Below are 13,197 nucleotides of genomic sequence, written 5' to 3'. Positions count from 1 at the left end.
TTTACCCTCCTAAGGACCAGATTAGACCTCTACACCCATCTCTTTGGCTTTTTCAACCACTTCTTCAATGCGCCCGACTAAGCGGAAAGCATCTTCAGGAAGGTGATCGTATTTACCAGATAAGATTTCCTTAAAGCCTTGAACAGTTTCTTTTAATGGCACGTAAGAACCTTTTTGACCAGTAAACTGTTCTGCTACGTGGAAGTTTTGAGATAAGAAAAATTGAACACGACGAGCTCTGTGTACAACAAGCTTATCTTCCTCAGATAATTCATCCATACCTAAAATGGCAATGATATCTTGAAGCTCTTTGTAGCGTTGTAGTGTCTGCTGAACCTCGCGCGCAACGGCATAATGTTCTTCGCCAACAATCTCAGGTGCAAGTGCACGAGATGTTGATGCAAGTGGATCAACCGCTGGATAAATCCCCATTTCTGTCAGCTTACGCTCAAGGTTTGTCGTTGCATCAAGGTGAGCAAATGTTGTAGCTGGAGCTGGGTCTGTATAGTCATCTGCAGGTACATAGATCGCTTGAATCGATGTAACTGATCCTACGTTTGTAGATGTGATACGCTCCTGAAGCTGACCCATTTCTGTTGCAAGCGTCGGCTGATAACCTACCGCAGAAGGCATACGTCCAAGAAGGGCTGATACTTCAGAACCTGCTTGTGTAAAGCGGTAGATATTATCAATGAAGAACAATACGTCCTGACCTTGTTCATCACGGAAATGCTCAGCCATTGTCAAACCTGTTAAAGCAACACGCATACGTGCACCTGGAGGCTCGTTCATTTGACCGAAGACCATTGCTGTTTTTTCGATAACACCTGAATCTTTCATTTCATAGTAAAGGTCATTTCCTTCACGTGTACGCTCTCCAACACCTGCAAATACTGAAATACCGCCGTGTTCTTGTGCGATGTTATTGATCAATTCTTGAATCAGAACGGTCTTACCTACACCGGCTCCACCGAATAGACCGATCTTACCACCCTTGATATATGGGGCTAGAAGGTCAACAACTTTGATACCTGTTTCAAGAATTTCAACTTCTGTTGATAGTTGATCAAAAGATGGAGCTTCTCTGTGAATTGGATCTCTCGGTACTTCCACTCCAAGAGGCTCATCTAAGTCAATGTTGTCTCCCAGTACGTTGAATACACGTCCAAGTGTTGCGTTACCAACTGGTACTGAAATTGGCGATCCAAGGTCCACAGCTTCCATGCCACGTTTAACACCGTCTGTTGATGCCATCGCAATGGTTCTGACTATATCATCACCTAAATGTAGTGCTACTTCTAAAGTTAAGTCGATATCAACTTCACTTTCACTTTCCGCTTTATGCGAAACTTTGATCGCATTATAAATCTCAGGCAAGTGACCGTCTTCAAAACGAACGTCTACGACTGGTCCCATGATCTGACAGATGCGTCCTGTTTTCATTGCATTCCCTCCTGACAATTATTTCTATTCTAAGGCAGCTGCTCCGCCGACAATTTCTGTAATCTCTTGTGTAATCGCTGCTTGACGAGCACGGTTATAAGAGAGTGTCAAGTTGTCGATCAATTCTTTTGCGTTGTCTGTTGCACTCTTCATTGCTGTCATCCTTGCAGCATGTTCACTTGCTTTGCTGTCAAGAAGCGCACCGAAAATCAAGCTCTCTGCATACTGAGGAAGGAGGACTTCAAGAATTTCTTCTTCTGAAGGCTCAAACTCATATGATGCTGAACGCTTATTTGTTGCAACTGCGGTCGAAATGTCCGTTAGCGGCAATAATTTTTTCTCAGTTACTTCTTGAGAAATGGCACTGACAAAATGATTGTAGAACATGTAAAGTTCATCAAACGCTTCATCAGAGAACATTTGAACTGTACTGCTTGCTAACTCTTTAATTTCAGCAAACGCCACTTCGTCTCCAAGCCCTGTTACTTCAGAAATGACTGGGATACCGCGCTTTTTGAAGAAGTCGCGTCCGATTTTACCAATGACAATCACCGCATATTCATCAACGGATTGATGACGAGATTGAATGGTTTGGTAAGCTGTACGCAAAATCGAGCTGTTAAAAGGTCCTGCAAGCCCTCTATCAGATGTAATGACGAGATATCCTGTTTTCTTGACAGGTCTTGAAAGAAGCATTGGGTGCTTAGTACTTGTTCCATTTGCTATAGCAGCAACGACTTCCTGGATTTTCTCCATGTAAGGAACAAAAGACTTCGCATTGTTTTCAGCACGATTAAGTTTCGCAGCTGAAACCATTTGCATCGCTTTTGTGATCTGACTCGATTTTTTCGTTGACGTGATCCTTGACTTGATATCGCGTAATGAGGCCAAAGATTTCACCACCTTTTTTCAGGAATCCGTGTTCATTTACGTGAAAAGAGAGAAAAAGAGAATCTTTTTCTCTCGGAAAGATGACTAATTAGTTGCTTGGCGCAAACGTACGTTTAAAGCCTTCGATTGCTACTTTCCATTCTTCATCAGCAGGCATGTTTCCTGTTTGAGAGATTGTATCAAGCAAGTCTTGATGGTTTTCTTCAAGGTATAAGAATAACTCAGATTCAAAGCGTTTCACATCAGCAATCGCTATATCATCTAAGTATCCTCTTGTTAATGCGTAAAGAATCGCAACCTGTTTTTCAACTTTAAGCGGTTTGTTCAAGTCTTGTTTTAAGACCTCAACTGTTCTTGCACCACGGTTTAGTTTTGCTTGAGTTGCTTGGTCTAAATCAGAACCAAACTGAGCGAATGCTTCAAGCTCACGATAAGAAGCAAGATCCAGACGAAGTGTACCTGCTACCTTTTTCATCGCTTTAATTTGTGCAGAACCACCTACACGTGATACAGACAATCCTGCGTTTACCGCTGGACGTACGCCTGAGAAGAAGAGGTCAGATTGTAAGAATATCTGTCCGTCTGTGATCGAAATTACGTTTGTTGGGATATATGCAGAGATATCGCCAGCTTGCGTTTCAACGAAAGGCAATGCTGTGATAGAACCGCCACCCTTTTCATCACTAAGCTTTGCTGCACGTTCTAATAAACGAGAGTGAAGGTAGAAAACGTCACCAGGGAACGCCTCACGACCTGGAGGACGACGAAGCAATAAAGAAAGTTCACGGTAAGCTGCCGCTTGTTTAGAAAGGTCATCATACACAACAAGTACGTGCTTGCCGTTATACATGAATTCTTCAGCCATTGTTACACCTGCATAAGGAGCAAGGTAAAGAAGTGGGGCTGGCTGTGATGCAGAAGCTGTTACAACGATGGTGTAATCAAGCGCACCATGCTTACGAAGTGTTTCTACAACACCACGAACTGTTGATTCTTTTTGTCCGATCGCTACATAGATACAGATCATGTTTTGATCTTTTTGGTTTAGAATTGTATCAATCGCAACAGATGTTTTACCTGTTTGACGGTCACCGATAATCAATTCGCGCTGTCCGCGTCCGATTGGAATCAAGGCATCAATCGCTTTAATACCTGTTTGAAGCGGCTCATGTACAGATTTACGATCCATCACGCCTGGTGCTTCACTTTCAATTGGACGAGTTTTGCTTGTTAAAATTGGTCCCATTCCATCAACAGGCTGACCAAGCGGGTTCACAACACGTCCGATTAATTCTTCACCTACTGGAACCTCCATGATACGACCTGTACGTTTAACGTCATCACCTTCACGGATATCTGTGTAAGGTCCTAAAATAACGATACCTACGTTAGACTCCTCAAGGTTTTGAGCCATGCCCATTACACCGTTGGAGAACTCAACCAATTCTCCTGCCATAATGTTGTCAAGGCCATGTACACGCGCGATACCGTCCCCTACTTGAATGACTGTACCGACATCTTTTACTTCCATTTCAGATTGATAGTTTTGGATTTGCTGCTTTATCAGCGCGCTAATCTCTTCAGCTTTGATACTCACTAAGGTTTCACCCCTTCTAACGATTTTTGCCTGCAAGCTGACGTTCAATGCGGGAAAGCTTTCCGCTGATGCTGCCGTCATATATGCGGTTTCCAATACGGATTTTCACTCCGCCTATTAAATCCTTGTCAATCACATTTTTAACACGAAGTGATGTGACCCCGGCCTTTTTAGCAAATACTTCAGATAAAGATTGAATTTCCGTACCGCTAAGCGGTTTAACTGAATATACAATCGCATCATCTATTTGTTTCGTGCGATTTGCAAGTTTCACAAATTCCGCAGTCATCTCAGGAAAAATGTTCGTGCGTCCACGATCAATCAGTAAATACAGCGTATGCAATACATAAGTTGAGACACCTTTGAAGGCTTCTGCAATCAAGTGTTTCTTTTTGTCCGCATTAATTTTCGGATGAACAAGAAAGTCGTTCAGTTCTTGATCAGTCATTAGAACTTTTTTGATCTCATTCAGCTCTTTTTCAGTTTCGTCTACTGCCGAAGAAGCAAGAACGATGTCAAAAAGAGCAGAAGCGTAACGCTTAGAGACAATAGTCACGCTCATCGGCTTTCGCCTGCCTCTTGAAGGTACTCTTGAATTAATTTCTCCTGTGCTTGTTCATCTAGTTCTTTTTCAATCACTTTAGATGCAATCATTACAGAAAGTGATGCGACCTGCTCACGCAGTGCAGCAACAGCTTGTTCTCTTTCCTTGACGATTTCCGCTCTAGCAGATTCTTTCAAGCGCTCTGACTCTTGACGTGCTGCTTGAATGATCTCTTCTTTTTGCTTCTCGCCAAGTTTTTTCGCATTTTCAATGAGTGTATGTGATTCTTCGCGTGCTTCTTTCAATAAGACACGTTGCTCTTCTAGAAGCTTTTCAGCTTCAACATGCTTTTGTTCAGCACTTGAAATTTCATTCCCTATATAGTCTTCACGCTGCTTCATAATACCTAATAAAGGTTTAAGCGCAAATTTCTTTAAAAGTGCAAGCAGGACGAGCATGGCAATAAGCTGGAACAACATATCCCCAGCGTTGAAGCTTAAGCCTCCTGCTCCTAAAACCACTGGTAACTGTGACATTTAGTACGGCAACTCCCTTCTTTAAATAATATGTTAAGAAACAAAACATAAAGGAATGGCGAAGTTTCGAACTTATCTGATCTTCGCCATTAAAATTCATATTAGAACGCTTCTCACATATTAACGAAAGAATGCCAAGAATGCGATAACGACAGCGATAATTGGAAGGGCCTCAACTAAAGCTACCCCGATGAACATAAGTGTTCTTAGTTCTCTACCCGCTTCTGGCTGACGAGCGATTCCTTCAACTGTTCTAGAGACGATTAAACCGTTACCGATACCTGCACCTAGTGCTCCTAAACCGATTGCAATTGCTGCTGCTATTAAATTCATTAAAAAGCTCCTCCTTTAAATTAACGTCCTTTTTGGACTCTCAATTTTTTTAATGTTCGTCACTGACTTTATGAGAAATGTAAACCATTGTCAGCATGGTAAAAATAAATGCCTGGATTGTTCCAACAAACAAACTGAATGCCTGCCATACAATCATCGGCACAATAGCGCCTAATGTACCTATAATCCCAAGTGCAATGTTTTGCGAATAGAAATTAGTCGCAAGTCCTGCAAGTAAACCAAGAAGAATCTCTCCAGCGAAAATATTTCCATAAAGACGCAAACCGAGTGTTAATGTGTTTGCAAATTCTTCAATGATTTTCAGCGGCACTAAAAATGGGATTGGTCTTAAAAAGTCCTTCGTATATTCCTTGACACCCTTTACCTTGACACCATAATAATGGGTCAATCCCATGACCAAAATCGCTAGTGTCATTGTGATTGCAGGGTCTGCTGTTGGTGATTTCCACCACAAGTTGTGATCAACCGTAATCGAGAATGGCAGTCCAAGCATGTTTGAAACAAATATGTACATGAGCAATGTAACGCCAAGCGCTAGAAATGGGGCTCCTGTTTTCATGTCCATCGAACTACCTATGATATTTCGAACAAAATCAACAATCCATTCCATGAAGTTCTGCGCCTTTGTTGGACGAATTGACAGAACACGAGTAGTTAACACCGCAATTAAGAAAACGATAATACTAGCAATCGTGATCATGAGAATATTAGATAAATTGAACGTTAACCCTAAAAATTCTATCATTTTTGAACTGTGACCCAAAGAGTATTCACCTCTCTTCCATACTAGAACGTTTAAGTTGAATGAAGGAATCTATCATGATGACAGGATATATTGTCATTAACCCTATAATCACTCCTGCCAGATGAACTTCATCAGGGTAACGCCAAGCAATCGCTACTGCAAGAATTGCATTGGCCCACCTGGCTGTACTTCCCATTGAACGAATGGATTTCCCTTTTTTAACCGCCCGATCAAAAACATGCATTCTCCGTATAAGTAGGAATAAATTAAAGAAAGCAAAAATTGTGCCGATAATGAAACCAAGAAACAATGGTTTAAAACCAGGCATGGCATAGCCAAACACAAAAATTGCCAAAAGATACATCATGTATTTACTCTGTCTGCGGAAAATAGCATTTGGATCGTTCATTCATCATCTGGCTCCCGATGAAAAATATTGTAAAAAAGGTGATAAATGGTGATGAGAACTGCGTAGAAGACGCTTATGATAAGCTGCCCTGTTCGAAAAAAATCAATCACCCATCGGTCTAATTGTACAATTAGACTTGAAATCTTTAGATCTATGGGATTCTGCTTCATTCGCTGATGCAAACCCTGATGATTAAAGGGCTCACAATGAGGATTAGTAGAGTGCTACAGGCTATGAAAACCTTACCATAATACCCTCGTTTAGCATACAATAGCGTCTATGATGTGTCAATCGGTTGAAAGTTAAAAAACTTTTCTATACTGATAGAGCACACAAAATGTTCACAATTTCATCAAACTTTAGGAGAGATATGACATTCATTGAAAAAAACAGTTAATATTCAGTATACATTGATTCTCCTAAGATCGGTATCAATCGTTTGTCATATTTTCCAAAAAACCCACATGCACTTTAGCATGTGGGTTCTCAGACCTTATTTTGTTCCATACATACGATCGCCGGCATCTCCAAGACCTGGAATGATGTAACCTTTTTCGTTCAATTTCTCATCTAATGCCGCAATGTAGATATCCACATCTGGATGATGTTTCTGCATTTCTTCTACACCTTCAGGGGCAGCAATCAGGCACATGAAGCGAATGTTTTTCGCACCTCGTTTTTTCAAGCTGTTTAACGCTTCGACAGCTGAACCACCAGTTGCAAGCATTGGGTCTACTACGATAAAATCACGCTCTTCCACATCAGATGGGAGCTTCACATAATATTCAACAGGCTTTAATGTTTTCGGATCACGGTATAAACCGACATGTCCCACTTTTGCAGCTGGAATGAGTTTCAAAATCCCGTCTACCATTCCAAGACCTGCTCTTAAAATTGGCACAACACCGAGTTTTTTACCTGAAATGATATTTGATTTTGCTACTTGTACAGGTGTTTCTACTTCTACCTCTTCAAGCGGTAAGTCTCTCGTGATTTCAAATGCCATTAACGTTGCTACTTCATCCACTAGTTCTCTAAATTCTTTTGTTCCTGTATGAACGTCACGAATATATGTAAGTTTGTGCTGAATAAGCGGGTGATCAAATACATAAACCTTTGCCATTGCTTGCGACAACTCCTTTTCTGTCATCTTCCGGTGAACTTTGCACACTTCCTACAATTCTACATAAAAAGACATCATCTTTCAATATGATTCGCAAATCCTACAAAAAAAACCCATATGCCAGAAATAGGCAAATGGGTCTGTTTTTAATAATCTAATCCTTTATATAGAGGGAAACGATCTGTCAAATCTGACACACGCTTTTTCGCCTCTTCTAATTTCGCTTCATCTTCATGGTGTTTTAGAGCAAGCGCAATAATTGAACCGACTTCCTTCATCGCTTTCTTGTCGAAGCCGCGGCTTGTCACTGCAGCCGTCCCTACACGTACACCGCTAGTGACGAATGGTTTTTCTGGATCATAAGGGATTGCATTTTTATTAACTGTGATGCCGATTTCGTCAAGAACGTTTTCTGCAATTTTCCCTGTAATGCCAAGAGAGCGCAAGTCGATGAGAACAAGATGGTTATCCGTTCCACCAGATACAAGCTGAATGCCTTCAGATAAAAGTGTTTCAGCAAGTTGTTTTGCGTTATCAATGACGTTTTGTGCATATAGTTTGAAATCTTCGTTCAATACTTCACCGAAAGAAACAGCTTTTGCAGAGATGACATGCATCAGTGGCCCACCTTGGATACCAGGGAAGATGGATTTGTCGATCTTTTTACCAAACTCTTCACGGCATAAAATCATTCCTCCGCGAGGGCCGCGCAATGTTTTATGTGTAGTGGTTGTTACAAAGTCTGCGTAAGGAACTGGATTTGGATGAAGACCTGCTGCTACAAGACCCGCAATATGAGCCATGTCTACCATAAAGTATGCACCGACTTCATCAGCAATCTCACGGAACTTTTTGAAATCAATTTGACGAGGATATGCACTTGCACCAGCAACAATTAGTTTCGGTTTATGTTCACGTGCTTTTTGAAGTACATCTTGATAGTCAATAAGCTGCGTTTCTTTATCTACACCATAGTCTACAAAGTTGTACTGTACCCCGCTAAAGTTGACAGGGCTACCATGTGTTAAGTGTCCGCCATGTGACAAGTTCATACCTAGCACCGTATCGCCATGCTCAAGAATCGTAAAGTATACAGCCATATTTGCTTGAGCACCTGAATGAGGCTGTACGTTCACATACTCAGCGCCAAAAATTTTTTTTGCGCGCTCACGTGCGATATCTTCTACAACGTCTACATGTTCACAGCCGCCATAATAGCGTTTACCAGGGTAACCCTCAGCATATTTGTTTGTTAAGACCGAGCCCTGCGCTTCCATGACCGCTTCGCTTACGAAGTTTTCTGATGCAATTAATTCGATTTTGTCCTGCTGGCGTTTGCGCTCTAGTTGAATTGCTTTGAATACTTGTGCGTCTTGCTCAGGTAAATGTTTCATCAGCGAAATCCTCTCCAATCTATTTCCATTCGATGTTTTTACCATCTCATTGTACACGGTTTTTGAGTAAAATGTAAAAGTTTTTTTGGAAAAATGACTTCTTTTTTATGAAAAACCGAATATTCGAGTGATAGATCGCCTTCATCATTCAACATTATATTAGAAATATATTCGAGTTACGGTGTTGTATAAACCGCTCGTTCCCCGCCAATCAGTTTTGGTCTTGTTTTTGCAAAAGTGACATGCGCTTGTCCTAATTGATGGCGACTGATACGTACAGGTACTGCTACACGCTTTAAGTGCATCCCGATCAATGTATCTCCAATATCAATTCCTGCATGCGCTGCAATTGATTCAACTAACACTGGTTGCTCCATTTGCTGATAAGCATACGCAGCCATGGAGCCGCCCGCTTTGCGAACGGGCACAGCTTTCACAATCTCTAATTGCAACCGGCAGGCCATTTCTTCTTCGATGACAAGCGCACGATTCAAGTGCTCACAGCATTGGAAGGCAAGCTCAATGCCCGTCTCCTGTCTAAGTTGATCCAGCTCATTGTAGATCACCTCTGCGATCTGCTCACTCCCAGCTGTCCCGATATGCTCACCAGCTACTTCTGAAGTACTGCAACCAATCACTAGAATTTGCCCAGCCCGCAATTTGACTGTTTGATGAAATTCTTTTAACATTTCAAGCCAATCTTGACCAATGTTCATATTCAAGCGCTCCTTATAGGTGCTTTTCTTCATACTCAGTGATTTTGCCAATACGAATCGCATGACGTCCTGCTGCAAACTCTGTCGTCAGCCAAATGCGTGCGATCTCTCTTGCTAAACCTGGCCCAATGACACGCTCTCCCATCGCAAGAACATTCGTGTCATTGTGTTCTCTTGTAGCCTTCGCACTGAATGTATCATGTGCTAGTGCACAGCGGATGCCTTTCACTTTATTTGCCGAAATGCTCATGCCGATACCTGTCCCGCAAATTAAAATTCCACGATCGACTTCCCCGTTTGCGACCATATTGGCAACAGGAAATGCATAATCTGGATAGTCTACTGAACCTGATCCACATTCACAACCCATGTCAATGTATTCAATCTTCAATTCGTCCATCAACTGTTTGATTTCTTCACGAATATTCGTTCCGCCGTGATCGGATGCAATGGCTACTTTCATCGGGCAATTCCTCCTAATGGTGAGTTCATCTGAAATGTGTTCTGTTAAATTGATATTCACAGTTATATTTTAACCTCTGCCTACTCAATTGCAAACAAGACAGAAAAACTGTTAACGCAACGGTTTAACAGTTTGTTCATTTATGAGGGTTCTATATCCTTTTCCAACTTTTCAGCCAACTGATACAGCAAGTCTTCTAATTCATCACGTGTTTCCTGATAAGTGGAGAGGCTTCCTCCAAATGGGTCGGATACATCTCCATCTATCCCTGTCGCAAATTCCTTTAATGTGAATACCTTCCCTTCTGTATCCTCATATTGCTCCAAAATCAACTGTTTATGCTGGGAAGTCATTGTAAAAACATAATCCGCTTCTGAAATAAGTTCTTCTGTCAGTCTCGATGAAGAATGATTTAATGGAATACTTTTCTCAAATAATGCTTCGATCGCTTGGGGAGAAGCTTTTCCAGCATCAGATGCAAAAATGCCCGCTGATTTCACTTTTACCTGCAATCGTTTTTCGTCAGCAATTGAAGTAAAAAGGGCTTGGGCCATCGGACTTCTGCATGTATTACCAGTACAAACAAATAAGATATTCATGTTTTGCCCTCCTTTTCTTCTATTATATATGGAATTCATTCTAATTGTTATGTAAGAAGGTTGGCTATAGCGGAAATAATAATTTGACACCAAATGTTATTAAAATAATTCCACCAAGCGTCCCGCTGTATGAACCGACCCATGAACGAACCTGTTTACCAAGTAATAATCCAATCCATGTAAGCATCATACTAAAAAAACCAAATAATAAAATGGTCATCCACACCCTTGAGCCGTAAATTCCCAAGCTTAATCCGACCGAAAAGCTGTCTAAGCTGACACTGGTGGCAAAAAGTACAAGACCAGCCCCAACAGGAACAATAAATGGTTCATCCTGATGACTAATAGAAGCTATGATCATTTGCAAACCTAGTACTAAAAGCAGCGATCCACCGATATAGGTCGCAAGGAAACCTAGCCATCCAGATAAAAGCTGACCTGTCAGCATGCCAAAAAGCGGCATAAACATGTGAAATACACCAATCACAAGACCAATATAAATAATCTGGCGGGCTCTTAGTTGAATCATCCCCATGCCAAGTCCAACCGAAAAGGCATCCATGCCAAGTGCAAAAGCCATGATACTGAGAGTCAACAATTCGCCTATTTCGTACATGTAAATCCCCCTTGGACACGCATTCTCCTTTAACCTATGTTTGTCCAAGAAAGGTTAGAACTGTTTGACAACTAAGAGAGCGTACGCCCTCCTGCCGCTTTTTGCAAGCGGTTCATAATGGCTGAACCAACTCCTTGTTCTGCAAAAGCTTCTGAAATGATGAGGTCTATGTCTGTTTCATCAAATTGTCTGAGCACATGATATAAATTGGCAGCGATGGTTTCAGGCTTCTCCCTCCATCCACAGCTCAACACAACATCTGCTGAAAATAAGTGCTTCTTTTCCTCTGTTGTAAGAACACCTACTTTTTTACCAGCAGTCTGATAGGAAAAAATGTGATGCTGCATGTCTTCATCACTTCCATGAAAGATATACATATGTGCCTCAGGTGCATAATGTGTGTATTTCATGCCGGGTGATACAGGAACCTCGTCCTTTTTCGTTAACCCTGGGTCCACGTTAACTGTTCCTACCACTTCTTCCAAAGCCTCTTTTGTAATACCGCCTGGTCTTAAAATCACCGGAATCTCATCTAGGCATGATACAACAGTCGACTCAACACCTATACCAGTAGACCCACCATCGACAATACCGGCTATTCTTCCATCCAAGTCACTTGCGACATGGTCCGCTTGAGTTGGAGATGGCTTACCTGAGCGGTTGGCACTCGGTGCGGCAATCGGCAGACCAGCCGTTCGAATGAGTTCAAGCGCAACAGGATGATCAGGCATTCTCACACCCACTGTGGATAATCCAGCTGTGACATGCTTCGATAAAGTACCTGGCTTACAAGGAAGAATAATAGTTAGAGCCCCTGGCCAAAAAGCGTCCATCAGTGCTTTCGCTTTCTCGTTTGCTATTTGCGCAAATTCATGAAGCTGCTGAACCTCCGCAATGTGCACAATCAACGGATTGTCACTCGGACGTCCTTTCGCTTCATAAATTTTCAAGACTGCCTCTGTCTCTTTGGCATTTGCCCCTAGCCCATAAACAGTTTCTGTCGGGAAAGCGACAACTTCGTTTTGTTGCAGTAGCAGGGCTGCTTGTTCAATTTGTGGATAGTATGTGGATAAATCATTCTTTGAATCCACAGACCACCTTTTTGTATTTAACATCAGACAAACTCCTTCTAAAAAAGATATAACTGTTGATATATCTCAATTATCCTGTTGAAAGTATAAAAGATGGCGCTAAATAAAACAAGTGTTGTCCACAAATTGTGGACAACACTTGTTTATCAGTGGATAAGTATGTGTATAAGTCCTATGTTTTGTGACTAACTGCCCTTTTTTGCAGCACAACAGCTTGTTCTATCCCCAATGACTCTTTCGCATGCTCCGATAACCAAATGCTTTTTGGCATTTTCTTTAAAGGTGAGAAGCCCATTAATGCTAAAAATTCTTTAGAGGATGCATGATTCGCCACTACATAGAAAGTATCCACACCTCGTTTTTCTCCCAATGTTTGCACACTTTGAAATAAAGATACAATATGACCCTGACCGAGTTTATCTGATATAACGAGCGAGCGCAGTAGCCCTTCTTGTTCATTTAGCCGTTCAAGGCCTAAACAGCCCGCAAGTTGATGATCTGCATCTTCCATGACAACAAATTGTGTACGGTCCGCGATCGTCACGCCACCTTTGGCTTGTCCCTTTTCCAGAAAAGCATTGATAGCTGGAGCATCTTCTTCTGTGGCAATCCTTAATTGATAATACATGCTTTCACCTCTTTTTGTTCTCTTACTTCAACTCTATGAGGCAAAAAC

Annotated in this window: 16 protein-coding genes; all 16 read right to left on the bottom strand. The window is 41.7% G+C overall.

Going from position 1 to position 13,197, the window contains the following annotated elements; translation table 11 throughout:
• Positions 1 to 21: 21 nt before the first annotated feature.
• The gene (gene atpD, locus ABVJ71_RS12745; protein WP_353854341.1) at positions 22 to 1,443 is read right to left on the bottom strand and encodes a F0F1 ATP synthase subunit beta; all 1,422 of its coding nucleotides are present in this window, start codon (positions 1,441 to 1,443) and stop codon (positions 22 to 24) included.
• 24 nt (positions 1,444 to 1,467) lie between these two features.
• Positions 1,468 to 2,334, bottom strand: coding sequence for a F0F1 ATP synthase subunit gamma (locus tag ABVJ71_RS12740; protein WP_353854340.1), 867 nt, complete (start codon positions 2,332 to 2,334; stop codon positions 1,468 to 1,470).
• An 88-nt stretch (positions 2,335 to 2,422) separates the two neighbouring features.
• Entirely contained in the window at positions 2,423 to 3,931 is a 1,509-nt protein-coding gene (gene atpA, locus ABVJ71_RS12735) for a F0F1 ATP synthase subunit alpha (RefSeq protein WP_353854339.1), read from the bottom strand.
• A gap of 16 nt (positions 3,932 to 3,947) precedes the next feature.
• Positions 3,948 to 4,493: a F0F1 ATP synthase subunit delta gene (locus tag ABVJ71_RS12730; RefSeq protein WP_353854338.1), complete on the bottom strand. Its 546-nt coding sequence runs from the start codon at positions 4,491 to 4,493 to the stop codon at positions 3,948 to 3,950.
• Positions 4,490 to 5,011: a F0F1 ATP synthase subunit B gene (gene atpF / locus ABVJ71_RS12725; protein WP_353854337.1), complete on the bottom strand. Its 522-nt coding sequence runs from the start codon at positions 5,009 to 5,011 to the stop codon at positions 4,490 to 4,492. The genes ABVJ71_RS12730 and atpF overlap by 4 nt, the downstream gene beginning before the upstream one ends.
• Before the next feature lie 120 nt (positions 5,012 to 5,131).
• Complete coding sequence (gene atpE, locus ABVJ71_RS12720; RefSeq protein WP_353854336.1) at positions 5,132 to 5,344, bottom strand: F0F1 ATP synthase subunit C; 213 nt, start codon at positions 5,342 to 5,344, stop codon at positions 5,132 to 5,134.
• A gap of 49 nt (positions 5,345 to 5,393) precedes the next feature.
• Positions 5,394 to 6,110, bottom strand: a complete 717-nt coding sequence (gene atpB / locus ABVJ71_RS12715; RefSeq protein WP_353856661.1) for a F0F1 ATP synthase subunit A — start codon at positions 6,108 to 6,110, stop codon at positions 5,394 to 5,396.
• A 25-nt stretch (positions 6,111 to 6,135) separates the two neighbouring features.
• Positions 6,136 to 6,519: an ATP synthase subunit I gene (locus ABVJ71_RS12710; protein ID WP_353854335.1), complete on the bottom strand. Its 384-nt coding sequence runs from the start codon at positions 6,517 to 6,519 to the stop codon at positions 6,136 to 6,138.
• Between the two features lie 493 nt (positions 6,520 to 7,012).
• Complete coding sequence (gene upp, locus ABVJ71_RS12705) at positions 7,013 to 7,642, bottom strand: uracil phosphoribosyltransferase (protein WP_353854334.1); 630 nt, start codon at positions 7,640 to 7,642, stop codon at positions 7,013 to 7,015.
• Between the two features lie 146 nt (positions 7,643 to 7,788).
• Positions 7,789 to 9,036 (bottom strand): serine hydroxymethyltransferase, encoded by a 1,248-nt coding sequence (gene glyA, locus ABVJ71_RS12700; protein WP_353854333.1) that lies wholly within the window; start codon positions 9,034 to 9,036, stop codon positions 7,789 to 7,791.
• A gap of 176 nt (positions 9,037 to 9,212) precedes the next feature.
• Positions 9,213 to 9,752 carry a TIGR01440 family protein gene (locus ABVJ71_RS12695; RefSeq protein WP_353854332.1) on the bottom strand — a complete coding sequence of 180 codons (540 nt, stop codon included), beginning with the start codon at positions 9,750 to 9,752 and terminating at the stop codon, positions 9,213 to 9,215.
• Between the two features lie 13 nt (positions 9,753 to 9,765).
• Positions 9,766 to 10,215, bottom strand: a complete 450-nt coding sequence (gene rpiB / locus ABVJ71_RS12690; protein ID WP_353854331.1) for a ribose 5-phosphate isomerase B — start codon at positions 10,213 to 10,215, stop codon at positions 9,766 to 9,768.
• Between the two features lie 140 nt (positions 10,216 to 10,355).
• Positions 10,356 to 10,814, bottom strand: a complete 459-nt coding sequence (locus ABVJ71_RS12685) for a low molecular weight protein arginine phosphatase (RefSeq protein ID WP_353854330.1) — start codon at positions 10,812 to 10,814, stop codon at positions 10,356 to 10,358.
• 64 nt (positions 10,815 to 10,878) lie between these two features.
• Positions 10,879 to 11,430 carry a manganese efflux pump MntP family protein gene (locus ABVJ71_RS12680; RefSeq protein WP_353854329.1) on the bottom strand — a complete coding sequence of 184 codons (552 nt, stop codon included), beginning with the start codon at positions 11,428 to 11,430 and terminating at the stop codon, positions 10,879 to 10,881.
• Positions 11,431 to 11,501: 71 nt separating this feature from the next.
• On the bottom strand, positions 11,502 to 12,545 hold the full coding sequence (locus tag ABVJ71_RS12675; protein ID WP_353854328.1) for an L-threonylcarbamoyladenylate synthase: 1,044 nt from the start codon (positions 12,543 to 12,545) through the stop codon (positions 11,502 to 11,504).
• Positions 12,546 to 12,693: 148 nt separating this feature from the next.
• Positions 12,694 to 13,149, bottom strand: coding sequence for a general stress acyl- n-acyltransferase (locus tag ABVJ71_RS12670; protein WP_353854327.1), 456 nt, complete (start codon positions 13,147 to 13,149; stop codon positions 12,694 to 12,696).
• Positions 13,150 to 13,197 lie beyond the last annotated feature (48 nt).

Origin of the sequence: Bacillus sp. Bos-x628, assembly GCF_040500475.1 — a bacterium.
Lineage (GTDB): Bacteria > Bacillota > Bacilli > Bacillales > Bacillaceae > Bacillus > Bacillus maqinnsis.
Note: the sequence above shows the minus strand (reverse complement) of the source record. Positions and strands in the feature narration are given on the sequence as shown.